The sequence below is a fragment of the Sulfitobacter aestuariivivens genome, assembly GCF_014763045.1.
Lineage (GTDB): Bacteria > Pseudomonadota > Alphaproteobacteria > Rhodobacterales > Rhodobacteraceae > Sulfitobacter > Sulfitobacter aestuariivivens.
In genome coordinates this window covers 305,738-331,163 of sequence record NZ_JACTAG010000001.1, presented here as the reverse complement: position 1 = coordinate 331,163, position 25,426 = coordinate 305,738, and the positions used below count along the sequence as shown (strand labels likewise).

Sequence of the window (25,426 nt, the reverse complement as noted above, 5' to 3'; positions counted from 1 at the left end):
GCATGCCTGAGTATTCTGGCCAAATTATGTCGTGCGCCTCTAGGTCAGATTATTCTGATAGTGTCGCATTTTTGGATCGTTATGCCCAATTCCCAAAACTTTTTCGGCGATAGTGCTGATCGCGGAGCGTGACTTGATGAGGTTTACTGCCACTCTAGGATCGGGCTTACGATCACTGTCTGCCGACAAACTGACGATGCGTGCTTCGGGCAGCTTTGCCGTGATCTCGCCAATCAGTTCCAGGCCGTCTCCATCAGGTAGCAGCCAATCCAAAAGCACGACGTCTATGTTCTTGCTTGCGATGAGTTTTCGTGCCTCTGCGACTGTCGTGGCCTGAAGAACTCTCGCCTTGCTTACCAGCCCCGATGCGATGACCTCCGCAAAATCCAGATCGTTCTCTACGTGCAGAACAGTCTTTCTGCGCTTGGGATGTTCCGTGCCTTCGTCGGCTGTCCGATCGGATGGTTGGCTGGCGCGAACCGACATTGGACAAGTGAACCAGAACACAGTAACTCCGTCCGCCACGCTTTCGAACCCGATCTTGCCATTGTGCCGTTTAACGATCTGCCTCGAAATATTTAGCCCAAGGCCTGTACCACCCCGCGCGCGGGTATCTGAAGCATCGGCTTGCGAGAAGGCCTCGAAGATGTGTGGCCGGAACGCCTCAGGCACGCCAGGCCCGACGTTCTGGACATAGACGATGGCGACATCGTCGATCCGTTCTACAAGGAGGTTTACCTCAGTGTTCGGGGTGGAGTACTTGCAAGCATTCGAAATCAGGTTTGCAAGTACTTGTCGCAGGCGCGTCGGGTCCGCGTCGACGACAAGGGCCTCTTCCGCAAGCGAGGTTCTCAGTTCGTTCTGGTGCTGCAGGGCAAATGGCGTCAGCTCGCCGATGGCTTCAGAGATGAGTGACCCCAGATCGACCGGCTGGAAATCGAAGTTGACTTCGCCAGAGGAAATCTTTTCCAGATCGAGGATATCGTTAACGATTGTTGTCAACCGCTCGGCGTTGGTGCTTGCAATGTCCAAAAGCCGACTGAAGGACGCGCTCATGCTGCCCTCCGCCGTTGCCTTTATCAGCCCGAGTGCGCCCTTGATGGACGTCAGCGGCGTGCGCAGCTCGTGACTGACGGTAGAGACAAATTCATCCTTGATCCGATCGACCCGCTTTTGCTCAGAGATGTCGATGATCTGCGCGATAAAGAGGTTACTGTCGGTGTTTCGGTTATAGGTCCAGGACACGTGGAACAGACATTCCCGCGTCGTCCGATCCGAACGCAGAAGCCGATGCTCTCCTTCGTAGGTTGTACTGTCCCCATTCTTGATCATACCATCGACCGCTCTGACGATGTTCTTCATGTCCTCCGTCGGCATGAGGTCTGGCAGCGTCTTTTCCTCGACAATTTCTTTTTCATTGAGGCCGCAAAGCTCGCAGAATGCATGATTTACCACGGCGAACTTTCCGCTTGAGTCCATCAGCGCCATGCCGATCGGCGCCGCGGAGATGACCTGCCGGAATTGGCTTTCACTCGCCTCCAGCGCATTGCGGGCATGCCGCTCTTCGGTGATGTCCTGTTGCGTGCCGATAAGACGAAGCGCGGTACCGTCCTTTGCCCGCTCAACGATCACGGCATCAGACCGCATCCATCGCCATTCCTCGGCGCCGAAACGCAGCCTGAACTCCGAGATCGAACGGCTAGTTTTTCCGCTAATGCAGTCCTTATCGGCCTGCTCCAGCACCGATTTGTCTTCGGGATGTATGCGGGACATGAAGTTGCTCTGCGTGTCAATCTCATTGCATCCGGCCTTGAGGCCCATGATCGAGCACCAAGTATCGGACACATCCGACTGACCCGACGAAATGTCGATATCGAAGACCCCGATACGCGCCCCCTGCAGTGCCTGGTCGTAAAGCGTCTTGGTCCGTGAAAGCTCATGCACGGCTGCTATTTCCGCAGAGATATCCCGCACTATCGCAGTGGTGCGCCGGGTGCCATCATGGGTGATCCACTCGTTGCGCTGCAGGTTGAGCGCCAATCGCCTACCATCTGTCGTTAGCCCGACCGCATTATTACTATCTTTTGGCGAGGTATCTGGGACTTGCTCCACAAAGGCGCTGAATGAGGTCCCTTCGATTTTGCGCGTTCCGATGTCGAAGCAGTTCCGTGCCGCCTCGTTCGCCAAAATGATACGGTCCGCTTCATCCAGCAGGAAAACCGGCGTGATCGCGTTCTCGATCAGCGACCGCGTTTCGTCCTCCCGTTCGGCGATCTGGCGCGCGCGGGTATTCGCGATCTTGCGCAGGTTTTCGGCACGCAGCCGCATGCTCTTGAGCAGGTAACCAAGAAAAGCGGTGGAAATCAGTCCGACTACCAGAATGACCTGCGGTGTAAATGTCGCGAATGCGACGTCGAAATTGCGCGTGCTCGTAAACCGCAGGGTCCAAGGCCGACCATACATTTCAGTTGTAAAACTCGCTATGTAGTCTCCGGTGCGATCCTGCTCCGACGCACTTTCAAAAATCAGGGCATCCGTTACCGCAGATCGACCATCAAATACTTCAAGGTCGTAGTCCCGCGACAGACTTGGTGTCAGGTCCGCAAGGAGGTTCCGCGCAACGAACGGCGCATAGACCCACCTCAAGAACTGACCTTGCATTCCCTCCTGATCGCCGGCCTCTGCATATTGCGGCAACAAAAGAAGGAAACCCGCTTCCTGCATTTCGTCCTGAACCAAGTTGATCTTGGGCGTCAGCTGCGGGCTCCCGGTCTCGCGCGCTTTCAGCGCGGCGTTTCGGCGCCCGCTCTCGAAAGTTACATTCAACCCGATCGCCTTGGCGTTCGGCTCCTCTGGAAAAACATGACGGATAACGAAGTTTTCCTCAAAGGGTGTGTCCGGCTTGATCTGGAATTCCGGGTACCCGGACGCGCGCGCCTCTTCGGCATAAGCGACCAGATCGCTTTCCATCACCGGCTCAATAAAGCCGATGCCGTTTATACCTGGAAGAAACTCCGCGAGCTTCAGGTCTTCCACGAACCTGCTGAATTGTTCCTTTGAGACGTTGGAATTGCCGTTAAGGAAGGCCAGCGTGCCGCGCAGGCTTTGGACATAAGTTTCTATTCGGGAATCGAGGCCTTGCACGCCATCTTCAGCCAATCGGGTAAATTCACTGGCAGCATAGTTTGTGTTAAGCTTGTTGCTCAGAGCAACGAGGCTACCGACCAGAAGCAAGCATAGAACCACCAACACTAATTCCAGACGCTTCATGCCTGTCCATTCAACAAATGTGTGGCCTTACGACGGGTTTTATGCCCCACCCTCAGTAGGCCATTATTACTTCTCATCAACGTTAAGTTGTTGTGACATCCGTTACCATAGACGCGATCGATCCAGAGGAAACCAAACCACAGGTTGTGGCAATTTTGCCCATTGATTGGTCAAAGAATCAGCGTTTCGTTCGGTAGGCTTCTTCGTCCATCGATTGAAACCCCTGGGCGGCGTTATCGAAAGTGTGCTTTCACTTCAGATCACTGAGAAACGCGATTACCTATCGCTTCGGAAACAGTATCGCATCTGATGCGACATTGAGCGCCCACTGTTTCCAGATGTAATGCTAAAGCAATCACCGGTCTTGGTCGTATTCGTGTTCCCGAAGTTTGAATATTCAATCAATTGGAAAAGATTGATTGGAATGGCAAAACGTAACCAACAAGTAATCAGCTCTGCATTCGACGAGATACCCGGAGCACACCACTAGATGAATGAACTGGAAACGAAATGAAACTCTGCAAGTCCTACAGCGCAACCAACCCTGCAATCGAAGAGATGGCGGACGGTATGGAAAACAGTCTTCGGATGTGTGTGTTTACTGGTATCGGCTTGGTTGTGTTGGCCCTCGCTACTGTTGCCTTCTTTTCCTAAGCAGTGGCTACGGCCATCTTCGACAACTGGCTTTTGCAAATTGTTCATTGACGCATAGTTTTTTGTGTATGAGCGAATTTCGAGAAGCCCAGCACTCTGACGCAGTTTGATGCTTTAAGATCGAGGCGGCTGCCTGTGAAGGCGATGAAGCAGCGACCTTGGAAAGGATTTCCAAGAGGATAGAGATCTATCCTGATGGCTTCCTGATTCTTGAGGTCGAAGGCGAGATCGTTATTTTTTTGAATCGCGGATGTGCGTAGGGCGTCGAAATTTCTGATGAATAGTTCAAAGAGCTTGCAGGGCATGACCCCAACGTACCAAATGTCGTAATTATGTCTGTTGTCGTTGATCCGGCTCAACAGGAAAGGGCCTATCAAGGGCGTTGATGGTCGAGTTCGTAGAACGCATGAAAAAGATGGGGAAATCTACAATCTACCTAATGTGCAAAGAACATCACGTCCCGCGCTATGAGGGATTTGGGTACAGATATCTACATCCATCGACTTCTGACCATGGCGGAATGACTTGGCATGCGATATCGATGGAACTTTGAATCGCTGGTAGGTTGGCGGAAATTCAACTTTCTGAAGGTTGGTTCCGCTTCGTCCGCTATCTGAAATTTCGACCGGCATTGAATTTTGCGCCGGCAGCGAATGTCTTGAAAGGGGCTGCAGCTGCAGCATTCAGGCTGGGTGCCCAATGTCGGGTCTGGGCCGACCTACTGTGAATGGATGACCTGTCTGTCGTACATGCCGCAACCGATCTAAGGGCGGTTGTGAGCTCAAAACGGTCGCGCAGGAATACGTTCATTTGGCGGTTGCAGTACGACCTGCAAATCCACGGCCAGACCAGACCTGCCGGTCAGTTGCATCTTGCATTTTCTATACCGTTTTCGCTTTACGTACGCTCATTTAATCCGCAGCTTTTCCGACCATCAGAGGTCAGTCCAACTGGCTGGATTAACTAGATTCATTTGTCGCCGACGGGCTGATCAGCCGTCAAACGGTCAGATTAATCGCGTACTATCAAAGCATGACATAAAACAAAAATGAGTTACTGTCGGGTTTTTGGGAAGTGTCGGTTGCTGACACCGGCATCCGTGGGGGATCAAGTTGCAGGACATTCAAAGCTGGCTCGCTGAACTTGGCTTGGAGAAGTATGCCCCAGCTTTTGCCGAGGCAGAGATCGACTCTGAGGTTTTGGCCGATTTAGTCGAAGATGACCTAAGAGAGCTGGGTTTGCCCATCGGGCCGCGTCGCAAAATCTGGGCCGCCATCCAACGCCTTGGAGACCCGCCCGCCTCCCCAGGAGGCGCAGCGAAAGACAACGCGCCACAAGAGGTCGTCGCTGACACAGCGGCACCTTCCTCCGACGCCGAACGCCGCCACCTGACAGTCATGTTCGTCGACCTTGTGGGCTCGACCGAGATGGCAACCCGCCTGGATGCCGAAGATATGCGGAATGTCATCACGGGCTACCAGAACACGGTCGCTGGTGTGGTGAGCCGCTATGAGGGGTTTGTGGCTAAGTTCATGGGCGACGGCGTGATGTGCTACTTCGGCTGGCCCCGCGCAGATGAAGACGATGCAGAACGCGCGGTTCGCGCTGGCCTGGCAATCATCGACAGCGTCAGAGCGACAAAAGCGCCCGACGGTTCAGCGCTGGCAACCCGCATCGGTGTCGCGACGGGTGTCGTGATCGTTGGAGACCTGATCGGCAGCGGCGCAACTCAGGAGGCAGCCGTTGTCGGAGAGACGCCCAACTTGGCTGCGCGACTGCAAGGCGTTGCAGGGCCGAACCAGCTTGTCCTACCCAGCGAAACACGTCGTCTGCTGGGCAGCACGTACAAGCTGACGTCAATTGGCGAACAGGAACTGAAGGGCATGAGCACGCCTCTAGAGGCGTTCGTTGTTGTAGGAGAGACATCCGTCGAGAGCCGCTTTGCGGCGCGCCAGTCCGGCGCCCTGACCCCTATCGTCGGGCGCGACCGTGAGATCGAGCTTATGCTGGAACGCTGGGCGCTTGCCAAATCCGGCCAAGGCCAGATGGTCATTGTGAGCGGCGAGGCCGGCATCGGAAAGTCGCGCATCACCAGAGCGGTCATCGACGAGGTTGGGAAGGATGACCACACCCGCATCACCTATCAATGCTCGCCCTATCACGCTGATTCAGCGTTCTATCCGGTCGTTCAGCAGATCGCTTTCGCCTCCGGGTTCACATCGGCGGACGGGCTGGATACCCGGCTGGACAAGCTGGAGGCGCTGCTCGGTCAGGACTCCGAGATGCTGAAGCTGATCACGCCGATGGTGGGTCTCGACGGTACAGCGCGATACGGTGCGCTTGATTTGACGCCGGCGCAACAACGGGCGCACACGATGCAGTCGCTGGCCAAGCTGCTGGTTCAGCAAAGCAGGGACAAGCCTGTACTGCTGGTTTACGAAGACCTGCACTGGATCGACCCGACCTCGCTGGAATTGCTCGACCTGCTGTTGGATACTGTTGCCAATCAGAAGATCATGATCCTGGCCACGGCGCGTCCCAGCTTTGGGTATGGTTTTGGCGGTCATCCCATCGTGACGCGCTTTGCTCTAAACCGGCTGGGCAAGGATCAAATCGGAGACATCGTCTCTAAGCTGACTGGCGGCAAGGCGATGCCGGACGAGATCATGGCGATCATCGCGCACCGCACGGATGGTGTGCCGTTGTTTGTCGAGGAACTAACCAAGACAATCCTTGAATCCGACACGTTGAAAGAGGACGGTGACCGGCTGGTTCTGAATGGACCGCTCAGCACCATTGCCATCCCTACCACACTGCATGACAGCCTGATGGCGCGGCTCGACCGTCTGCAACCGATCAAGGAAGTGGCGCAGACGGCTGCCTGTATTGGACGCGAGTTCAGCCACAGCCTGCTGGCGCAGATCTCTTTATTGCCCGAAGTCGAACTGGCCGCCGCTCTGGAAGGCCTTATCGAGGCGGAACTGATCTACCGCCGGGGTCTGCCACCCGAGGCGACCTATCTGTTCAAGCACGCGCTGGTGCGCGACGCCGCCTACGAAAGCCTGCTCAAGGAAAAGAGCCGCGCAATCCACGCGCGAATCCAAACGGCGCTGGAGGCCGACGCTGACGTTGCCCCGGAAGTCCTCGCCGTACATGCCGAGGCAGCCGGGCTAACTGACCGCGCTATCGACCTTTGGGAAGCGGCGAGCAAAACCGCCATTGCGCGACCGGCGTTCGATGAAGCGATCTCTCACCTTGGCCGGGCGATTGAACTGATCAAGCCCCAACTGGAAACCCACAACATCCCCCCGTTTGAACGTGCACTTGCTCTGCAGGTACCTCTCGGCATGGCATTGCTGACACGCAGGGGCTACGGTGCTGACGAAACTGTGTCTGCGTTTGAATACGCGCTGGCTTTGGCTGATAGGGTTGGCGAAACGCCGATGCGTTACTCAATTCTTTATGGGTTGTGGGTGAGCACGGCGATCAGGGGGCAGCACGTAGAAGCCTTGAGAACCGCTGAGGCGCTAGTCAAGCTGGCGGGTAAGTCCTCAGATTCTGCCTCGCTTGTTGTCGCCAATCGGGTCGCAGCAGCTTCGCACTGGTTCATGGGAAATTTTGCGTTGGCTGAGAGTCATCTGGAAATTGCGCTAAGTCGTTTTGACCCTGTCAAGCACGCGGGCCTCGCCAACAAGTTTGGACAGGATATCGGTGTAACGGTTCACATATTCGAGGCGTGTAATTCAGTGCTATTAGGGCGGACAAAACGCGCTAGGACGCACGCCAAGGAGGCTGAACGCATTGCACAAAAATCAGGGCACGTTCCAACAATTTGCTATTTAAAGGTGATGCGAGGCGGCGTTGCCAGTCATTTGAGTGGTGACAAGGCCGATGTTCGACGCTGTATGTCCGAACTGGAGCCAATTGCTAAAGAACATAATCTGACGCTCTGGCTCGCATATGTGGCAATGTTCAGCGAGGTCATCGCTGCTGAATATGGCGATACAAACAGCGTCGAGCGATACAAATTAAGAGACGCAGACCTTGTCTCGATAAACTGCACATTCTTTGTGCCCCACATGCGCATAAGTGTAAGCTGGTCAGCCTTAGCGATGGGCCTTCGCGAAGATGCGGCCGAACTGGCCATGATGGCGGAAAAGTTAATCAATGAAACAGGTGAGACTTACGCTCTGCCCGACCTCCACCGGTTGAACGCGGCAATAGCAAGAGCGGATGATGATACAGAGGCTGCGGAAAGACACTTAGGCACGGCCCTGGATGTCGCCAGACAACAGGGGGCGAAACTTTGGGAACTGCGCGCAGCCATCGACCTCGCTCACCATATGCAGGAGCAGGGTCGGATAAATGAGGCCATTACCCTTCTCGACCCCATCCACAACAGCATCGTCGAAGGAAATTGCCCCGAAGATCAGGCAACGGCCCGCAAACTGCTCGCCGAATTGGCGGCGTAAATCTAATGCCGACGGATTACAGTCGCGACGCGTTTCGGCTGTGGTGTCAGCCAATGACCTCTTCGGACGGCCGCTTTATCGATTTTGAGTTTTCAATTCGCTATCAGCCGAGGCCGATTTCACTTAATCGCGAACACAATTCCGAAATCCGGGATGATGCGGTTGCAGCGAAAGGCAAGAAAGTTCCGCGATGCAGTCGCCCGCTCAAACCAAAATGCTGCACCTTCCACCAATGACGGCTTTCAGGACGACGACTTACTGAACTTGCCCGCAGTCGAATGTCCGGTAAGTCCCGCGACTTGATCCTTGCCTCCAATATATTCGCTGCATCCTGAACGAATGGCCGGTATCTGTGCTGCCGCGCGGCGCCGCGAAGTGAGCACATGAAGCGATTTCCGCGCTGCGAGCGCACGCAGCAAGAATATCAAATTCACCGGTTGGGCTCGTTGCCGTCATTAGATCAGTCGCAGCATATCGGTTCGCCAAGCATTTCCGCCCCGGCAAGGACGGCCCTAAGCGGGCTTTGACCAAGCCTTACCAATGCTACGGTGCGGCACGCCATTCCGGCAATTCGCTGCAACTGCGAAATCTGCGATGGGCGAATTCGTACAGTGCGGGCAAAGCCTCCGTGTGACGTGGGAGTGGTCTTGCGAGAATCTAACTACTTTTCCGGCCAGCTTGCTATGCCAACGATAGACATTTCCTTCGATCCTGTGGTCGCCACAGTCAACTGCGAATAGTGTCCTCTGCCTCGAACGCCTTCGTGCCTGCCTGTCCCGCCTACAAAATGCCATGTTCCATAAGCGCTGCCTGTTCCGACTTCATCTACTGTCCATGCCTGCAAAATCTTGTCGCCATTGATATCCGTCAAAACACAGTTTCCAGAGCCGCCAGTCATTCCATTCAGGATCGTCGTTGCCCCAAAACACCGCATTGTCATGCCCTCAAGCGGAGTTTCCTCCAGCCCCTCAAAGCGATCCATTGTCGAACCGCTCCTTACCACCATCAAGTCTCCAGACAGGGGCTCAAAGAAGTTTTCCGCTTGCCCATATCCGACGAAATCTACGTCATACGACTGTGCCAGAATTGGTCCCGACAGCAGGTGCAGGGCAGCGAGTGAGCAAAGTGCGGTTTTCAAATTATTTCTCCTTAAGCGCGTTGAGTAGGTCTTAAAGTAGGCTGGAAGTACCCTAACGTCTTTGACCACAAGCGAAGGCATGTTTAATTATGATTATCGTCATAGCAAAAAGTTGTGCCCCCATGAGAGATGGCTGCAATTTGTCACTTTTCGCCGACAGTTAGGTCTGCAACATCAGTCAATTAGGGCTCACAACCGACCTCGGATGCAGCGCAGCATCGCCCCTATCAGGCCGTTCTTCAGCGACGTGAGCGGCCCTGAGTTGCCGTCCACCCGCTTGTCCAGATGCCGCAGTCGCAGCCCGCAATTCCGCCATTCGCTGCAGTTGCACAACTCGGAACCGGCTGTAAGCTGAGAAAATCGAATGCGCGCAAGTTTGGGTGAAACTTTTTCGCGACTTCTTACGTGGCTCCTAAACTGAACCAATAGGAGGACGGATTATGAAATTCATGACCATGACATGTGTGACGCTGTGCCTGGTGGCAGGTGGCGCGTTTGCAAAGGAACACGACCAGGGCCGCACAGACGTTCCGGGTGCTGACAATGTTGGGTCGGGCACCGTGAGTTCTGCCCAATCGCTTGGCGGAGCCGTCGGAGAACGGCCGGGCGGCAAAGGTCCGTCGGCAGATAACCCGGCATCAGACAAAGCCGGCCGTTAATTCTGGGGGTTGTTAACGAGTAACTCAGGCCCGGTTCCCCAACCGGGCCTTGTTATTTTTGGGGTTCGTTTCTGACAAAGGTCAGTGAGGCCCAGTGGCTTTCCCACACAACACTGCCTGGTCCCTCTACCGGTGCCATGTAAACGGCGTTGAACATGTAGTCCCCTGCAGCAGCGATCCGAAATCGACCGCGACCATGTTCGCCTGTTCGAGCCAATGTCCGCACCGTATCTTGCGGAGCATTGGCACCAATGGGCGCGTGAAACATGGCAATCTGCGCATCGGCGAGCGGCTCACCGCGCCATTCGAGAACGACGCTGAGCTCGGTGACGTCAGGATCAAATGGTGACCCGTCAACGCGTATCTCGAATGGCAGTCCCGTCCGCCGGTCCGACTCATGTGCGGTGGGGGCGCCGATTTGAATGAGTGCGCGGGCATTGCGAATGTACGCTTCGGCGATATCGGTATCGGGCAGTGCACGTTCGCCATGCGCCTCCACGATGTGGCCCAGACCTTCATAGTCAAGGTAGTCCTCAAACTCATACATCGTGTCAAACTCGATGTAGGACGGGTTTGTTTCCACCGTCAGAATGTGCAGCCCTTCATCCACAATTGGCAGATCGGCGATTGCCGGGCGGTCTCCCAACCGGGCCTCAATCGCCTGTGTGCCGCCCGGCGCGTGCAGTTTCATCGACTTCATTGTGGAGTCCAGATACGGGATCGATGATCCGGAAAGATCCTGGCCGACGCGAAGATGTGCTGAAAGCGTGTCGCCGATTTCAACAATGTCCGCGCCCACATCAATCCAGAACTCATGTGCTTGCGGCGATTGAACAAACGCGAATGTGAGTATCGCCGCGAGGGCCAAGGTTGCTTTGGGTCCGGTCTTCATTGCGGGTTCTCCTGATCTTTCAGAAACCACGCAGCGGACGGTCAAATAGTTTCGTTGAAATTACAGGTCAGAGAATTGCGCTGCAGCCACCACAGGTCCGGTGGGCGCGCCGGTTGGCGAACCGCCCGGCGGCTCAATTGATATCGCTATCGTTCCTGTCCGCACGCCGGGCGCGATCTCATCGGGGACCCGAATGCGCGTCGTACCTTCATTTTGCAGCAGGCCAAGCGACACCGGAGCGTCAGCCCCGTCGGCAATCAACCACAATTCGTGGATTTGCTCCGCCGGCGGCGCGCCTGCAACGCGTTCAACAACAATTTCATGCGTGGCAGGTATGACCCCCGCCGTCAGGATGACCGACCGGTCTTCTGAGATCAATTCAGCGCGGAAAGACGGCGTGAGGTCGTCTGACCCGTCGAACAGTCCTCCCAGGACAACCGCGACCATGACACCGGCCGCAACCAGACCACCGGCGAGCCATGACCAGATTGGGGACCACGACCTATGCCCGGCACGGTCCGCGACGGACGCCAGCACGCGCGACCTGACAGCCTTCGGCGGTTCTACCTCCTCTATGTCGACGGCCAAATCCGCAAGATAGTATTCCCAGGACTGGACCAGGGATTGCAAATCGCGGTCATTCGCCAGGCGCGCCTCAAAGGCCCGCTCCATGTCGTCTTCGAGCAGACGCAAGACATACTCCGCGGCGCGGGTGTCGTCATCATATGCGTCTTCGGGTTCGCTCATCGCGTCAGACAGTCTTTCAGGTTCATCAGGCTGCGCCGCAACCAGGTTCTCATGGTGTTCAACGGAACGTCGTGGCGCGCCGCCAAGGATTTGTAGGTCTCGCCATCCAGATACGCACCGCGTACTGACGCCGCCTTTTCCGGCTCCAGTTCTTCAAGGCAGGCGTCAATCCTCGCCCGCTCAGATCGCGCAATGGCAATTGCCTCGGGCCCCGGAGCGGTATCAGTGAGACGTGCGATCACAGCATCTGACCCACCATCGGGCCGCCGCTTGCGCAATCGGTCGATGGACATGTTGCGCGCAACCGTGATGAGCCAGGTCATAGGGCTGTGGCCCGTGATGGCGTAAGTGTCGGCCTTGTGCCAAACCCTCAGAAACACGTCGTGCAACACCTCTTCGGCTTCGCCGCGGTCTTTCAAGATACGCAGGCACACGCCAAAGAGCTTTGTGCTCGTCGCGTCGTAGAGCAATGCAAACGCGTCTCGGTCGCGCAACTTAATGCGCGCGATCATGTCTTCGATCTGTGCTCTTGTCGTCGCCACGTTCTGCCACCCCCCCCCTCGGTCGAGAGTTTGCCAGCCGCCAGCCAATGTCAAACAAAAGGGTACCGCGTCCCCGGGAAATCGTATCGGGGACGCAGTCGCGAACAAAGGCTTGCCGCCGTTACCCTCACATCGCGGTGATCACACGCATGACAAGTTTGCCGTCAATCTTGATTGGCCCGTCTTCCTTGGCCCCAAGCGTGTATTCGAAAACGCCGGTGGAGTTCCCGCCAGCTTCGCCATGGACCATCAGCATGAGCATGTCGCCCGGCGCAACGGCTTCCATCAGGATGGCTGCCACGTCTGCATTGTCGCCCGCACGCAACGGTGCGTATCCAACAACCGGCCCCGGTTTCATATTTGCGTCGGTGCGGTGCACAACCATCCAGCCGTTCTCATTCGCAGCGATCATTTCCGCGCTGACAATTCCGTTTGCAACTGATTGATCCATGGCGAGCACCATCGGCTTCGCGGCGTGCCCATCGGCAAGAGCGGCGCCACCCATCGTTCCGATTAATGCTGCAAGAATGACGTATTTCATGTGACATTTCTCCTTTTTGTACGCAGAAAGCCACGCGGTAGGCGCCGAAAAAGTTTCACCAACATTGAAAAAGGACGAAGCTCGGAAACCAGCAATGCCGGTGTCGTGGCTCCTTGGATCCAAGGTTAAGCTACATTTTGTACTCTCAGCTACTTGTCACTAATCGGCACAAGTATTGTTCGCTGCACATCGCTAGGCTCTGGACCTGTTAACGGGTCCCGGCGTCAATTGCTGCTTTATGACTCGAAGCTGCCTTGCGGCAGTGCGGAGAAAAGCGAGCTTTTGAGGTCTTCTGAATGTCGGCTGTATCTGATTGCATCATGAGATATCGCACTTGCGGCGAAGGTCCGGAATCCCGCCGTCTTCGGATCGTGTGGACCAAATCGGAACATTTAGTATTTCGGAACGCGACCTTTCCAACAAACTCTGGGAAGAACGTGTCGTGAAGCGATTGCCGCTAAAACATCACCGACCACATGACGTGAAAGGCCATATAGATAACAATGAGCGAGCCGACAGAGTAGAACGTAGCCCTAAGCTCATGAGATTGTTGAGTGGCGTAGGCAATGAAATGTGCTGTCCGTGCCAACACGAATCCATACATCAGCACTTGTGCGACCCACAAAATCGGGTCGATGACCACAAATAGCAAGCCAGCAGCCAGAAACGCTGGAATGTTCTCAAGGTCGTTGCGATGCAACCGGCGTGATCGTTCGACATATTCGTTGGAGTCTAGTTGTTCCGGACTGGGATGTTTGTTGATAGGGCCTTTGCGCAAGTCTTCGGGGCTGGCCCAACCGGAGCCGATTTTCAGCATTCGGTAGACTGTCATCCAGCCTTGCAGCATCACTTTCAATACCATGAGCGCGGCAGCAATCGCATAGACTTCAAAGACCGGGTTATCCAAATTCAGCAGGTTCATTGTCTGTCCTTATGTTGGGACTGGCTCTTATTCTTATCGCCAACGTCGAGGCGAAAATCTTGAGATAACCATTTACTTACCATTGGTAAGTGATCTACCATTACCAATGGTAAGCAGTCAAGGATCGCCCGCATGCAAGACAAGGATACAAAAGCGCAAATCTTGTCCGTAGCGCGGCAGATACTCGCAAAGGATGGGCTTGATGCAGTCTCGTTTGACGCAATTGCGCGGCGGATCGGCTACTCCAAACAGGCCGTTTTGTACTGGTATCCAAACAAACACGCCCTATTGAACGCTATGTTCGTACCATGGCTTTCAGCCGAAGCAGACGCGGCTGAAGCTGCGGTCTCTAACGCCACAAATAGCGATGAAGCTATCGCATCGTTTGTCAGCGGCATGGCTATGTTTCACTTCGATGACCTGAACCGGTTCCGCATGATGTACCTTTTGCCACAGACCATCAGTGCCAAACTTAAACATCGATCCAAGATTACGCCCGATGATAGCATCCATCAGATCACAAACCGGCTTTACGGTGCGCTTGCCAGTCGCTTGTCTGGCGACCAAAGGGGTGCCCGAAAGAAAGCTGTAGCAATCCACTCTGCTGTCCTTGGGGTTATTCTTATGTTTGCTCTGGCTGACGCGGTCGGCGATCCACTGAAGCATTCCGAGACAGATTTAGTAGACGCGCTGATTGGGAGTCTCACCGCCGAGCAAAATCAAACAAGGCATGGAGATACATACACAAAAGGAGACGTCATATGAAAGAAATTCCGACAAGATTTCTTGCCCTAGCAGCAGTCGCGGCGCTCTTCGGAATGATCTGGGGCATTCAAATGTCCGCCAGTCACGACTACACGCTTTCACCTGCACACGGTCATCTCAATCTCATCGGATTTGTCACAATGTCCATCTTCGGCACCTACTATGCATTGACGCCGCGCGCTGCGGATAGGCCATTGGCCAAGTTGCATTTTTGGATAGCAACGGCGGCAGTTGTATTACTGGCGCCGGGGATCGTTATTGCAATTACGGATCGCGGAGAGTTGTTAGCCCAAATCGGGTCACTTTTAGCGATCCTATCTATGGCGCTCTTTGCTTTTACGATTGTGCGTTATGGCGTCGGGCCATTTGTCGCCGCCAAGACAGATGGACAGGAAAACTAGACCCATAGCTCCCGTCTGCATGTCAATCTTGCGCCTGCCCGTAAAGCTCAACCTGCTGGAGCCTGTGTGAACTTATCAGTGCCCAGAACTGCTGCCAGCATGGGATGTTGGCAGAAGCGGACGTTCGCTGCACAATAGCAATCAGGGCGGCATGGGCTCATTCCGGCCATTGGATGCATTGCAGCATCGGCTCAGACCCTACTCCGGCTGGCGACACGCACGGCCCGAAGCCGACATCTGAGTGTTTCTCTCAGATGACCGCTTAGCCAGCGTAACCGGTCACTCATGATTGGCTCGCGCCGCCGCAACGCCCGCTTTATGCCAACACCGGCCACTCGTTCTGACTGCGTCCGATGTCTCACAACGGCCCGCATCCACCTGAGTAGCCTGGTCTCGCTTGTTTGTCGTTCGGGTCCTTCCAAAGGCGTTCCTTCATGCTGGTAATTCGCACCCCGTGTTATCGGTCTATGTCGAATTCGGTCAGGGTTGAGATTGGGGTTGTTGTTGATCACCTTGCCAAGACTGCTCGAACATTTGGAGGATCCTCTGGCGATTTAATAAGGGAGGGGGGGCCATATCCCTCAAACGGCGCGACGTTCAAACCCGTCTCCCTAGCACGCGCAGAATTTTTTTCCCGTGAACCTCCGTTTATCTTAGACGCGCTGAGTAGACTGCGACTTTCCTCTTGCGGGTAGAAGTCTTCTATTGTTTTTGCTAGAGTTTATAATTTATCACATTATAACAATGAGTTGAGGAAGCTCACACTGGAGCGTTGCCATGGGTTGCCTTAGTTCGTTCAGTTCCACAGTCTGTACACGATTTCAGAGATCATTTTTCCCTTTGGACGTTTGAAAAGCCAACGCTCCATCAAATTTTTTTCCAGGCTCCGAACCAAGCCGCTCCACTTTAATGCGAAATGAGCGCGCTATATTTGAATTCTACTTCATCAGTGGGGGAACAGGCCAACTTCAAACGGTGACCAAAGAGTAGGTGCTTTGATCGGGCCGGCAAGTTCGGCGGAAAGTGTGAATTCGCTGCAATGCAGCGGGAATCTGAGCAGTCGCGAAAACGGACCATCGTCACCGAGGTCTTTGTGTTGTCTTGTTTTTGCTCAGTTCTTCAGGGAAGCGGACCTTTGTGGCAAGGGCAAATCAAGATAGCCGCGAGGCCAAATCGGTTCAGCCAGTCGGCCCGCTCGAAAAAAAAATCACAATGAATCAAGGACATTGACACGCTTGCATAGGCATCAGCGGTTGGTGGAAGGCGCAGTGCGCTATCGTTTCCAATGCCAAGCCTGAAGGATTATCGTTTGGCTAAAGGGAAACTCTGTGACAGAATCTAGTCGAACTTAATCAGGTCGAGCGAAATCAGCCATTTAGAGCTAGTACACCAATGCCTGTAGATCGAGAAATCAAACCAGATATCTGGGATAAGGCGACCGAGATCATAGCAGATATGCCGGGCATGCCCGTAGATGGCCAAGATCCGGACCACCTGATCAACGCAGCCAGTTTGGTGTCTGCGGTACCCCAGAAAAAATCCTTGGAGTGTGTCGGTTTACCGGCCGCCATTTATGATGAGAATGGTTCCCGTATCCTTGGCCCCGACGGCTTTCCTGAAAATGTGTCCTTGCCGCGCGGTTTATCGACAAAGACCTACGTGGGAGCGCGCGGAGAACTTTTGTTTTTCCAGCCAATCGTTTTAGAGGGAATGGCGTGCAAGCTGTGCATGGGCCTTGATGCCGAGCATCTGCATGTCGTACTCCCCGAAACCACCCGTCTGACCCAAGCAGAATTTACCGTTTTAGCTGGGCTTATGAACGGTCACAGCTTGCGCGATATCTCGGATGCTGACGGGGTGTCCTACAACACCCGTCGTCGGCAGACTGAAACTCTTCTTGGAAAGTTGGGTGTCCACTCGCAGTTGGAGGCTATTCGGCTCGTTTTTGTCACGATGGTCGACAGGCTCTTGTTGGCTTTGGGCGAAGCTGACGCTCCCGGAGCAGGGATCTCAAAACTCGCGGAGTTACATGGTGAAGACGTCCGGTTTCACTGGATCCACTTGTCAGGGCACCCCCCTATCCGCGTGGTCGAATACGGCGACCCGAGAGGACAGCCGATACTATTGCACCACATGATGCTATTTCCATGCGGCTTGCCTCCAACGGCGATCGCGGAAGTAATCAAGGCTGGTTTCCGGGTCATCGTACCGTTTCGCCCAGGCTTCTTTGACGCGCCCGAATGGCGCGGCAGAGCAAACTCTGAGGAAATGCTGGCGGTTTGGTCGGAACGATGTGACGCGCTCCTGACATTTCTAAACTTCGACAGAGTACATGTCGCGAGTATCAACTACGCCGCAGTTTGGGCAACTGACTTTGCGCGTCGCTATTCCGAGCGCGTGCAGAGCATGGTTATGTTCTCGCCGCCACATCCCAGCAGCCAGTGGCAGACCGAGGCGCGCACGGCGTCGTTCCTTCATTCGTTGGCTGGCATCGTCAAAAAGGCGCCTTGGCTTTCAAAACCGATTGCGCAGTTGCATGCAGCCCGGGTCCATGACATCGATACATGTATCAAAACCCTCCACAAAACCTACAAGAATTGCCCCGCAGACCTCTCGGTCGTTGAGTCTACTGCACAGCAAGGGCTCGCGCTGGCTGTCCCCCCTTTGAGCTTGCGCGAAAGCATCGGCGGTCTGGATGCGGATATGCGTGTGGTGCTCCATCCGTGGGAGACCTACCTCGCAGGATTGGATGTGCCGATACATTTCATTCATGGTAAAGAGGATCAAATTACACGGTTGCAGGTCATCGAGAGGCTCGCCCAATCTTTGCCGCAGGCACGGCTCAATGTCCTGGAAAATAGGGGCAATCTGACGTGGTGGCGGGATGTTGGCCAAATTCTCACGTCCACTCTTGGCACCTAACGCTTTTTGGCAGCCACCAAGATTGCCAGCACCGTCGCAGACCTGCCTGGTTTTGATGCCGTAGCTCCAGCCCGTCTCTCGATCCGCCATTTGTTGTCTCGATGGCTTTGGGCAGAGGTTTCAGATTTGCCCCCTTGCTACAGTTGCGGGCTCCTAAAATCCAAAAAGGCTCTTGTGGCCACAATGCAGGTCACTTCGCAGCGCTGAAGCATTCTTGGATAGAGAGCCAAGTTATCATTGGGCGTTTTCGGCGGCTGGAGTCTGGTGGCGATGTTCTCGATCCAGCGTTGTCGACTCGGCTGGATCCTCTGCGTGTCGCGGTTGGATCCGCGCGTGCATAGTCACCTAGTGGACACAAAGGCCCAGCTTTTCGCGCTCAGCAGGCTAGAGGACGGGCCGCTATCGCCAGTCAGGTCATAGGGCAATTGCACCATGAAGCGATTTGCTTGATCCGGCAATATTCGACTCAGTCCGAATATTCAAAGGTAGCGGCAATGGTTAATCCACTACGTCATGCAGTCGTAGGAACCGAGACTGCATACAGCGTGCAGCCGGTTGAGACAGATGCTTGAGTCATTTTCTAACAATCCGGGAAGCCTTCCGTTTCTTGAAGTCATCGGCTTGCTAGGATTCGTTTTGTATGTGGTGGGTTATCTCTTGATCGCGCTACGGAGGCTGACCGGTGGCTCGATAGCGCATTTCACGATTAATCTTGTTGCTGCGACTTTGGTTCTGATCAGCTTGACCGCCAGTTTTAACCTTCCCTCAGCCATGATCCAGACATTCTGGATAGGAATTTCTGTTGTTGGGATCGTAGTGGCTGTTGTTAAACCGTCGCAGCCACTGAAAATCACGGTGGCGACATCTCCTGAAACTCGCAAGAATTTTGGCAAATATCAGCGGCCCAGCGATGTGCCGATCATAGATGCAATAATTGATGCGCATGACTCGATTTGTATCGAAGTGGAAGTAGACAACAACGAGGCTCTGCATCGCGCAATCGACCTGGCTAGTGGTCCTGACGGGTGTGGGATCGACATTCGAGTGGATGGCGCACTGATCGCCCATGCGCTACATGTGAAACGATTGGAGCCAGAGCAGATACGCCTGGTGCCGCGGGCTGTGAAAGGTGGGGTGGGTAAAGTTCACTGGCTTTCCGCAAACATCTGACCGCTCCGAGTTGGGCGCCGTCGCGGGTTTCAGATTCATGACGATTGCAGCGGCGCAGAGGCCTTACCTAGTTCTATGAAGCTGCCCTCACCTGATTGCCTAACCCTGCGAGATGCGTCTTCTCGCCAGCGCTAAGGATGGCCATCTCCAATCGCATTATCGACCTTCCTGTTTCGCATTCGGGAACAAGGACCCGGCAGCGATCATGATATTGCCGAACGCATCCAGACTGTCTCTGAAACTATAGTGCGAAAAAACTAGCCCCGAACGGGGAAGCTTCTGTTTGCACAGCAGCATCGATCTCGCTGGCGCTGCTGATGGTAAGTTCCGAGACGCTGCATTGCGGCGTGGCCTAACCCAATGAAAGGCAGCTCAGGGCCGCCAGTGAAGACGGCCCGGTAGGCTCAGATTTCAATGGCCTCCGCAATGGCTAGCGCATCTTCAAGCTCGACGCCTAGGTATCGCACCGTGCTGTCCATCTTCGTGTGGCCGAGCAAAAGTTGAACGGCGCGCAGGTTGCCGGTCTTCTTGTAGATCTGGGTCACCTTCGTTCGCCTCATCGAATGCGTGCCGTATGCGCTCGCTTCTAAACCGATGGATATGACCCAATCGCGGACGATCCGTGCATACTGGCGTGTCGAGATATGCAGGCGCTCGTGGAAGCGGCCAGGCCATAGATATTCGGAGCCGACCATGAGCTCGTCCTCCATCCACTTCTCGACCGAGGCCCGGGTGCCTTCGGAAATTTCAAAGCGCACAGGTTTCTTCGTCTTGCTTTGCAACACCGATGCACGTTCTTTGACCTGGCCAGATGCCATGACGTCGACGACCTTCATCTTGACCAAATCGCAACCGCGCAACTTGCTGTCGATCGCCATGTTGAAGAGAGCGAGGTCGCGATGGTTTTCTGCCAATTCAAGGCGGACACGGATCGCCCAGACATGCTTGGGTTTTAGAGGTCGTTTCTGACCGACGATGCGACCTTTGTTCCATGCAGGGCGAAGTGCGCGAATGGCTGGTAGGTTTGGTGTTTCCATGACTGATCCTCCGATCCGCCATGCCCTCCCGAAACGACAACCCTTTGTTGACACAGAAGAATAACATAGAACACCAATTCCCGTCTTGGCGCCTAGATGACCAGTCAGAAAGATGAGCCGCTTTGGTTCAAACCATCAGCCAAAGCATCACGACCGCCATTCCGACCATCATCAGGTTTTCGGTGAGGCTCACAAACCCAAGCGGGACGTTTGAATTTCCACCGACGCAGGCGCATTTGAGCTCACGTTTATCGATGTAGACGGCCTTGAAGACGCTGATGGCTCCGATACTCGCGATGAAAAGCGCTGCGGGAGCTGACACCCAGGTCAGCATCATGCCGGTCATGAGGATGCCTGCGCCTGTTTCCACGAACGGATAGATGTAGGCGTAAGGCACCCATTTCCGCGCGAGAAGGTCGTAGTTGAGGAACATCGTGGAGAAGCCCTCGATATCGCGTAGTTTCTGCATGCCGAGAAGGATCATCGAGACAGAGATGAACCAACCGAGTGTCTGCCATGTAATTGCGCCAAGGAACCCAATGGAGAGCGCGATGGCGGTGAGCGCAGCTACGGCGAAGAGATAAAGCACTGGCCGGTAGGTGGTTGCCTTCGGGTCCCAGCCAGTCAGCCTTTCGCGCAGGTCCGTATAGCCGCCAACGCGTTCGCCTTCGATCCATGCTTGGGGCGTCGTCTTGACGTCGTGCTCGGCCTTAAAAGCGTCAACTTCAGTACGGGTTCGGAAAAGCCGGTCATCGACATCATATCCCTGACGTTCCAGCAGCCAGCGCGCCTTTTGACCGGATGGGCACAGATGATCTGTTAGAGCCATCCGGTAAAGCACAGCTGTCTTGCCCACCGCCACGTCGGCCGGGTTTGTATCAATGTCTGCAACGTCGCGTCTGTCTTTGGGCATTGGCTTCTCCGACGATTTAATTGCGTGGGCATATCTCATTTCTATATACCCCCATGGGGTATATAATCAAGAGTGCGAGCTTTGGTTCCGCACTCACTCGACTTTTTGTCTGCCACCATGCGAAAAGAGACCATGCACGAAAACCGCGAAGCCACTTTGAAACGTCTGAAACGCCTTGAGGGTCAGGTCCGCGGGATCGCCCGGATGGTGGAAGAGGACCGCTATTGCGTTGATGTCCTGACACAGATTGCGGCTGTACGCGCAGCGTTAAAAGGTGTCGAAAAGCTCGTGATCGATGATCACGCATCCCATTGCATCGAAGATGCGCTTGAATCCGGCAATCGGGAGGACCAGCGGGTGAAGTTCACCGAACTCCTTGAATTGCTCGACAAGGCGCGCGGCTAAGCTGTCACAGATTCACGGGTGGCGCGGTTACACTGGTGATTATTGCTGTTGCTAAAAGGATCACGGTGACGGCTAGCATCTCTAGGGAAATAGACCGTTGCAGGGCACGTATTGCTCCAGATTTCTTGGTACGTAACGCCGGAACCAGCCTCATTTTATTGAAAGCAGCAAAGCACAAGAGAACTGCAACAATCGCGACTTTCAGTAAGAGCGCCAAACCGTAGGCTGTCCCGAGTAGCGCAGTGACGGAGCCTGAAAGCAGCCAGGCGAGCGATGTGCCTGCAAAAATCACGATGGCGACACCAAAAGCGGCGACGTTTCCAAAGTGGTGCAACAGTTCAGCGCCCGCAGGATCACGCGCCGCCTTGTACAATGGCACAAGCGCACCAACCCAGAAAGCAGCGGCTAATAGATGCAGTACCAGCAAGACGGCCAGCGCCGCTCTTGGTTCTCCAAGAGCGTGGCCCACCTGAGCAAAGGATATTGCTACAGCAACGGTCCCCGCCATGGCGATCCATTGTCCGAAACGGGGGATCAAAAGTGCTAGTATCGCGACTTCTCCTAACCCTCGCCAAATCGCAGCGGTGCCTAGAGGGCTCTCCCATACAAAGCCAAGCATCATTGCGTCAGTCGCGCCCTCAATGCCCATCCCGGAAATCCGTGCCGCGCGGATGCCGAACCGTACGGCCAGCACGGCGAGACCGACAAGTGCCGCACCGACTGCAAGTTGCCTCGCAAGGCGCAGGACCGATGCTTCAGCCCTCTGAGAAAAGACAGCTGCAAAGAGCACGCCCCCCATCGCGAGCAGTGCCGCGCTATAGCCAAGCGCTTTGGCCACGATGGCCAAAACGACAAGGCCGTCGATGTGGGCGAGTCCGGTCACTCAGCGACCGTGAAGGAGAAGCTACCCTGCATAGGGTGACCGTCCGACGCCATACCGCGCCAGTCGAAGCGATAGCTTCCAGGCGCAAGCTCTTCCAATGGCAAAGCCCGGAACTCCGTAGAGGGGTCCATACCTGTCTCGCGTTCGATTTCGACATCGCCATCTGGAGAGGTAAGCGTGACTGAAATGATGCGCATCGGATCATCGAAGCGCATTGAAAGCTCGGGCACTTCCGTGACTGTCGCACCGTTGGCGGGTGTTGTGGCCTCAGATTTCGAATGCGCAAAGGCAAGAGCGGGAGCAACTACAACGGCCAAGCCGAGAAGAGTTTGTTTGATCATCTGAATTTTCCTCTATTCGGACTGGGCATTCAGTTCATCGTGATACTGACGAAGGTCATCAGGCCAAGTTGACTTGATGAAGGACAGCACCGCAATGACCTCATCATCGCTGAGCACGCCCTCGTAGACAGGCATGCCAGATGGTGGCGCGTTCTCCATCAGACCGGCAAGTCCGTATTTGGTCAGGGTGAAAAGCGTTTCGTCATCATGGTGCCAGGTATGCCCGGTGGCGTCATGCGGCGGCGCAGGTAGCAAACCATCCTCGCCACGCATCCGCCAGTTTGGCTGCCCCTCCAGGCGCGCGCCATGGCAAGCGGCGCATTGAGTCGCGTAGATGTCTTGGCCCATGGCGACCACTTCGGCGTCATCAGGTGTCAAAATACCAACCGCTTCAGAAGGTTGAGCCAGAACAAATGCGGCGGCGAAACCGGCGAGCGCGAGCCCGCCGGATAGCAAAACTGCTTTTGGACTTACCATCAGGTGTCGAACGGCTGCGCCGTGCCAGCGCGGTAGTATACCGTGCCGGTGCCAGCCTCTCCACCAAATGCAATGACATCGTAGCGGGCGGACGGGTCGTCGCCCATGCCAGGAGAGCCCATCGGCATGCCCGGAACAGCAAGCCCAGTGATGTCTGGGCGATCCTGCAAGACTGCTTCCAATGCTTCGAACGGCACATGCCCTTCGAAGACATAACCATCCGCTTCAATGGTGTGGCAGGAGGCGAGCTCAAGCGGAATGCCGCGCTCTGACTTTTGCGCCTCGGGATCGGTCAGTTCCTCGACGGTGACGGCGTAGCCGCGTGCGCGAGCTAGGTCAGCCCAGGCGTGACAGCACCCGCAGCCCGGTGAGGCGAGAACGCGCATAGGCGTGCCTGCACGCGCAGGCAGAGCAGCCATGACAAGAGCAGTTGCGGATAGGGTAATGAAGTAACGACGTGTGATCATGTCTGTCGGTCCTTTGATTTGAAAGTTGATTGGACTGCGGGCCAGCGCCCGTTGCCGCTCAGACTTTCGGAGGACCGGTTGGGACAGCGAGCGTCAGATTTGCAAAGTCGAAATCAGCGTACAGAACACTAACAACCGATCTGCTCGCGGGAATGACCTGCAAAATAACAGAAGTGGCCGCGAGATCGCCAAAACAGGGCATTGATCCCATGCCGCTGGTGGCGTCGCAGCAGTCCGCGAGCGCCTTCTCAGTATCAGTCAAAGGATCGCTTTCAGACATTTGGGCGTGGTTGTCTGCATGATCCGATCCATGGTTCAAGCCATGCATTACAGATGCGGCTGATGCACCAGAGAATGCAACAACAAGAATGATTGACAGAACCAAGCGAAACATCCCCAATACCTACTGGGGGTATATGGCTTTGACAAGTCACGAGGATGTGTCGCCGCGATCGAGCTTAGTTGCATCCGTTATGACTGCGCCACATGTCCGGGTCGTGCCCGTCTGGTACAGAGGCGCATGGATCATCTGAATAACCACGCAACACCGCGTACTGGCTGACTTGGGCATCAGTCAGCAGTGGCAATGTCAACAGATGAGCATTCAGATGAACGAGGCGGAGGGCTGCCCGCGCTTGCCCCGCTTCAGTAACCAGCCGTTCAAGCGCCTCAGCACCAGGCGCACCGTTTTGAAAGGCTGCGTCCAGCGCTTGTTCAGCTGCGACGAACCGCTCCCCGGCAGTTATGGCGTCTGCCTGCATCTGCGCTCGGATCGCCTCGATGTCGTCGCGCTGCTGCTCAGTCAGAGCGATCTCTTCGGCAAGCTCAAGCAGATGCGTCGGCCCCGGCACACCATTGAGTTCGGCAGCACGCGCAAGCCCCCATCCGCCGCCACGTGCGATTTCCTCTAAGTCTTGCTCCGAAAGAGACTTGATTAAGCGTGTTTCCTCACCCGCGTAAGCTGACGGCGATGTGCTATGGTTTTCATCGTGTGTTTGGGCAAAGACTGCGGTGGGGATGAGAACCATCAACATTGCGACGTGTTTTGTTTCCATGAGTGAAGTCCTTGATTGATCCGGGATTGGCCCGAAGTTGTTGCACAATCTGCGCCTCCAAGGGCATGATAGAAATCATGTCGGATCATTGGCTCAACTGTTTTGATGGCGCGCCAGAACGCACGCTGGACGAAGGCGAAACGCTTTTTCGTCGGGACGATGAAGTTGAATGGGCCTTCTTGGTCCGTGAAGGGCAGATTTCCCTTAGGCGTACGCTGCAAGACGGCGGGCTCTTGACCCTGCACACGGCCGAGGCAACAGAACTAGTTGCCGAAGCATCCCTCTTTGCGGATCGCTATCATTGCGATGCTGTCACCGAAATGCCGACAAAGGTCTCTCTGATTTCAAAGACCGAGTTGAAGGCGAGCCTTGAGAACTCTGCCACATCAAAGCGACTTTCGGTCAAAGCCTTTGAACGTACCGCGAGAGAGCTGCAGAACCTCCGGACCCGCATTGAGATCATGCGTTTGCGGAAGGTGGCAGATCGCCTTGATGCCTATCTCGAGCTTTACGGTCCGCCGGAATTAGGCGGGTGGGTGCGTGTCGCTGATTGGATCGGAGTGTCGCCTCCAGCGCTCTATCGAGAGCTAGCGGAACGGCGGACGAACAATCCTGGTCGCATTTGATTGACTAGAAGGAAGTTGGAAATTTCTAATGTCTGCTTTCGGGAAGCCGCACCGCAGCATCAGTTGCCAAGAAGAGTGTCTGGTTTGGGCCGTGCTTGCTGGCACGACACGATCCTTCGTTTGAATA

24 protein-coding genes are annotated in these 25,426 nt (G+C 55.1%); 8 read left to right on the top strand and 16 right to left on the bottom strand.

The genetic code is table 11. The features are described from left to right. Positions 1-39: 39 nt before the first annotated feature. Positions 40-3,270, bottom strand: a complete 3,231-nt coding sequence (locus tag H9Q16_RS01540; RefSeq protein ID WP_191073620.1) for a CHASE domain-containing protein — start codon at positions 3,268-3,270, stop codon at positions 40-42. A 698-nt stretch (positions 3,271-3,968) separates the two neighbouring features. After that, complete coding sequence (locus tag H9Q16_RS01535; RefSeq protein ID WP_191073619.1) at positions 3,969-4,283, bottom strand: hypothetical protein; 315 nt, start codon at positions 4,281-4,283, stop codon at positions 3,969-3,971. Positions 4,284-5,036: 753 nt separating this feature from the next. Between H9Q16_RS01535 and H9Q16_RS01530 the strand changes: the two genes are divergently transcribed. Beyond that, positions 5,037-8,396 (top strand): ATP-binding protein, encoded by a 3,360-nt coding sequence (locus tag H9Q16_RS01530; protein ID WP_191073618.1) that lies wholly within the window; start codon positions 5,037-5,039, stop codon positions 8,394-8,396. A 661-nt stretch (positions 8,397-9,057) separates the two neighbouring features. On the opposite strand, the gene H9Q16_RS01525 is transcribed toward H9Q16_RS01530, so the two are convergent. Further along, entirely contained in the window at positions 9,058-9,534 is a 477-nt protein-coding gene (locus H9Q16_RS01525) for a hypothetical protein (protein WP_191073617.1), read from the bottom strand. 440 nt (positions 9,535-9,974) lie between these two features. On the opposite strand from H9Q16_RS01525, the gene H9Q16_RS01520 reads away from it, so the two are divergent. Then, entirely contained in the window at positions 9,975-10,193 is a 219-nt protein-coding gene (locus tag H9Q16_RS01520; protein WP_191073616.1) for a hypothetical protein, read from the top strand. A 52-nt stretch (positions 10,194-10,245) separates the two neighbouring features. On the opposite strand, the gene H9Q16_RS01515 is transcribed toward H9Q16_RS01520, so the two are convergent. The 5 genes from H9Q16_RS01515 to H9Q16_RS01495 form a co-directional block, all read right to left on the bottom strand. Further along, positions 10,246-11,085, bottom strand: a complete 840-nt coding sequence (locus H9Q16_RS01515; RefSeq protein WP_191073615.1) for a DUF4198 domain-containing protein — start codon at positions 11,083-11,085, stop codon at positions 10,246-10,248. A 60-nt stretch (positions 11,086-11,145) separates the two neighbouring features. Beyond that, on the bottom strand, positions 11,146-11,832 hold the full coding sequence (locus tag H9Q16_RS01510) for an anti-sigma factor (RefSeq protein WP_191073614.1): 687 nt from the start codon (positions 11,830-11,832) through the stop codon (positions 11,146-11,148). Beyond that, positions 11,829-12,344 (bottom strand): sigma-70 family RNA polymerase sigma factor, encoded by a 516-nt coding sequence (locus H9Q16_RS01505; protein WP_191075117.1) that lies wholly within the window; start codon positions 12,342-12,344, stop codon positions 11,829-11,831. Before H9Q16_RS01505 ends, H9Q16_RS01510 begins: the two co-directional genes overlap by 4 nt. 157 nt (positions 12,345-12,501) lie before the next feature. Continuing rightward, positions 12,502-12,915 (bottom strand): DUF7282 domain-containing protein, encoded by a 414-nt coding sequence (locus H9Q16_RS01500; protein ID WP_191073613.1) that lies wholly within the window; start codon positions 12,913-12,915, stop codon positions 12,502-12,504. Between the two features lie 457 nt (positions 12,916-13,372). After that, on the bottom strand, positions 13,373-13,837 hold the full coding sequence (locus H9Q16_RS01495) for an MAPEG family protein (protein WP_191073612.1): 465 nt from the start codon (positions 13,835-13,837) through the stop codon (positions 13,373-13,375). Between the two features lie 132 nt (positions 13,838-13,969). On the opposite strand from H9Q16_RS01495, the gene H9Q16_RS01490 reads away from it, so the two are divergent. From H9Q16_RS01490 to H9Q16_RS01475, 4 genes are all read left to right on the top strand, one after another. Further along, complete coding sequence (locus H9Q16_RS01490) at positions 13,970-14,602, top strand: TetR/AcrR family transcriptional regulator (RefSeq protein WP_191073611.1); 633 nt, start codon at positions 13,970-13,972, stop codon at positions 14,600-14,602. Continuing rightward, a complete protein-coding gene (locus tag H9Q16_RS01485; protein WP_191073610.1) occupies positions 14,599-15,003 on the top strand; it encodes a hypothetical protein in 405 nt (134 codons plus the stop codon). The genes H9Q16_RS01490 and H9Q16_RS01485 overlap by 4 nt, the downstream gene beginning before the upstream one ends. Positions 15,004-16,395: 1,392 nt before the next feature. Next, complete coding sequence (locus tag H9Q16_RS01480) at positions 16,396-17,925, top strand: alpha/beta hydrolase (RefSeq protein WP_191073609.1); 1,530 nt, start codon at positions 16,396-16,398, stop codon at positions 17,923-17,925. Positions 17,926-18,489: 564 nt separating this feature from the next. Continuing rightward, a complete protein-coding gene (locus H9Q16_RS01475; RefSeq protein WP_191073608.1) occupies positions 18,490-19,095 on the top strand; it encodes a CBU_0592 family membrane protein in 606 nt (201 codons plus the stop codon). 404 nt (positions 19,096-19,499) lie between these two features. Here H9Q16_RS01475 and H9Q16_RS01470 read toward each other — a convergent pair whose 3' ends face one another. Both H9Q16_RS01470 and H9Q16_RS01465 read right to left on the bottom strand, forming a co-directional pair. After that, positions 19,500-20,132 (bottom strand): tyrosine-type recombinase/integrase, encoded by a 633-nt coding sequence (locus H9Q16_RS01470; protein ID WP_191073607.1) that lies wholly within the window; start codon positions 20,130-20,132, stop codon positions 19,500-19,502. 127 nt (positions 20,133-20,259) lie between these two features. After that, positions 20,260-21,045, bottom strand: a complete 786-nt coding sequence (locus H9Q16_RS01465) for a MauE/DoxX family redox-associated membrane protein (RefSeq protein ID WP_191073606.1) — start codon at positions 21,043-21,045, stop codon at positions 20,260-20,262. A gap of 117 nt (positions 21,046-21,162) precedes the next feature. On the opposite strand from H9Q16_RS01465, the gene H9Q16_RS01460 reads away from it, so the two are divergent. After that, the gene (locus H9Q16_RS01460; RefSeq protein ID WP_246455416.1) at positions 21,163-21,450 is read left to right on the top strand and encodes a metal-sensitive transcriptional regulator; all 288 of its coding nucleotides are present in this window, start codon (positions 21,163-21,165) and stop codon (positions 21,448-21,450) included. Between the two features lie 4 nt (positions 21,451-21,454). Here H9Q16_RS01460 and H9Q16_RS01455 read toward each other — a convergent pair whose 3' ends face one another. The 6 genes from H9Q16_RS01455 to H9Q16_RS01430 all read right to left on the bottom strand — a co-directional run bounded on the left by H9Q16_RS01455 (position 21,455) and on the right by H9Q16_RS01430 (position 24,673). Then, positions 21,455-22,288 carry a CopD family protein gene (locus H9Q16_RS01455; protein WP_343067745.1) on the bottom strand — a complete coding sequence of 278 codons (834 nt, stop codon included), beginning with the start codon at positions 22,286-22,288 and terminating at the stop codon, positions 21,455-21,457. A gap of 41 nt (positions 22,289-22,329) precedes the next feature. Next, complete coding sequence (locus H9Q16_RS01450) at positions 22,330-22,674, bottom strand: copper resistance CopC family protein (protein ID WP_191073604.1); 345 nt, start codon at positions 22,672-22,674, stop codon at positions 22,330-22,332. A gap of 12 nt (positions 22,675-22,686) precedes the next feature. Then, positions 22,687-23,052, bottom strand: coding sequence for a c-type cytochrome (locus tag H9Q16_RS01445; RefSeq protein WP_246455414.1), 366 nt, complete (start codon positions 23,050-23,052; stop codon positions 22,687-22,689). Between the two features lie 98 nt (positions 23,053-23,150). After that, a complete protein-coding gene (locus tag H9Q16_RS01440; protein ID WP_216859275.1) occupies positions 23,151-23,618 on the bottom strand; it encodes a DUF411 domain-containing protein in 468 nt (155 codons plus the stop codon). 58 nt (positions 23,619-23,676) lie between these two features. Then, positions 23,677-24,012 (bottom strand): hypothetical protein, encoded by a 336-nt coding sequence (locus tag H9Q16_RS01435; RefSeq protein ID WP_191073602.1) that lies wholly within the window; start codon positions 24,010-24,012, stop codon positions 23,677-23,679. 64 nt (positions 24,013-24,076) lie between these two features. After that, positions 24,077-24,673 carry a Spy/CpxP family protein refolding chaperone gene (locus H9Q16_RS01430; protein ID WP_191073601.1) on the bottom strand — a complete coding sequence of 199 codons (597 nt, stop codon included), beginning with the start codon at positions 24,671-24,673 and terminating at the stop codon, positions 24,077-24,079. A gap of 77 nt (positions 24,674-24,750) precedes the next feature. On the opposite strand from H9Q16_RS01430, the gene H9Q16_RS01425 reads away from it, so the two are divergent. After that, a complete protein-coding gene (locus H9Q16_RS01425; protein WP_191073600.1) occupies positions 24,751-25,299 on the top strand; it encodes a Crp/Fnr family transcriptional regulator in 549 nt (182 codons plus the stop codon). The last annotated feature ends 127 nt before the right edge of the window (positions 25,300-25,426 follow it).

Excerpts from the sequence above, each read along its gene's own strand:
- H9Q16_RS01425 (WP_191073600.1), top strand. The coding sequence starts at position 24,751 with ATGTCGGATCATTGGCTCAACTGTTTTGATGGCGCGCCAGAACGCACG.
- H9Q16_RS01515 (WP_191073615.1), bottom strand. The coding sequence starts at position 11,085 with ATGAAGACCGGACCCAAAGCAACCTTGGCCCTCGCGGCGATACTCACA.
- H9Q16_RS01470 (WP_191073607.1), bottom strand. The coding sequence starts at position 20,132 with ATGGAAACACCAAACCTACCAGCCATTCGCGCACTTCGCCCTGCATGG.
- H9Q16_RS01490 (WP_191073611.1), top strand. The coding sequence starts at position 13,970 with ATGCAAGACAAGGATACAAAAGCGCAAATCTTGTCCGTAGCGCGGCAG.
- H9Q16_RS01510 (WP_191073614.1), bottom strand. The coding sequence starts at position 11,832 with ATGAGCGAACCCGAAGACGCATATGATGACGACACCCGCGCCGCGGAG.
- H9Q16_RS01465 (WP_191073606.1), bottom strand. The coding sequence starts at position 21,045 with ATGCCCAAAGACAGACGCGACGTTGCAGACATTGATACAAACCCGGCC.
- H9Q16_RS01450 (WP_191073604.1), bottom strand. The coding sequence starts at position 22,674 with ATGATCAAACAAACTCTTCTCGGCTTGGCCGTTGTAGTTGCTCCCGCT.
- H9Q16_RS01440 (WP_216859275.1), bottom strand. The coding sequence starts at position 23,618 with ATGATCACACGTCGTTACTTCATTACCCTATCCGCAACTGCTCTTGTC.
- H9Q16_RS01460 (WP_246455416.1), top strand. The coding sequence starts at position 21,163 with ATGCGAAAAGAGACCATGCACGAAAACCGCGAAGCCACTTTGAAACGT.
- H9Q16_RS01480 (WP_191073609.1), top strand. The coding sequence starts at position 16,396 with ATGCCTGTAGATCGAGAAATCAAACCAGATATCTGGGATAAGGCGACC.
- H9Q16_RS01485 (WP_191073610.1), top strand. The coding sequence starts at position 14,599 with ATGAAAGAAATTCCGACAAGATTTCTTGCCCTAGCAGCAGTCGCGGCG.
- H9Q16_RS01475 (WP_191073608.1), top strand. The coding sequence starts at position 18,490 with ATGCTTGAGTCATTTTCTAACAATCCGGGAAGCCTTCCGTTTCTTGAA.
- H9Q16_RS01500 (WP_191073613.1), bottom strand. The coding sequence starts at position 12,915 with ATGAAATACGTCATTCTTGCAGCATTAATCGGAACGATGGGTGGCGCC.
- H9Q16_RS01520 (WP_191073616.1), top strand. The coding sequence starts at position 9,975 with ATGAAATTCATGACCATGACATGTGTGACGCTGTGCCTGGTGGCAGGT.
- H9Q16_RS01495 (WP_191073612.1), bottom strand. The coding sequence starts at position 13,837 with ATGAACCTGCTGAATTTGGATAACCCGGTCTTTGAAGTCTATGCGATT.
- H9Q16_RS01540 (WP_191073620.1), bottom strand. The coding sequence starts at position 3,270 with ATGAAGCGTCTGGAATTAGTGTTGGTGGTTCTATGCTTGCTTCTGGTC.
- H9Q16_RS01435 (WP_191073602.1), bottom strand. The coding sequence starts at position 24,012 with ATGTTTCGCTTGGTTCTGTCAATCATTCTTGTTGTTGCATTCTCTGGT.
- H9Q16_RS01505 (WP_191075117.1), bottom strand. The coding sequence starts at position 12,344 with ATGATCGCGCGCATTAAGTTGCGCGACCGAGACGCGTTTGCATTGCTC.
- H9Q16_RS01430 (WP_191073601.1), bottom strand. The coding sequence starts at position 24,673 with ATGGAAACAAAACACGTCGCAATGTTGATGGTTCTCATCCCCACCGCA.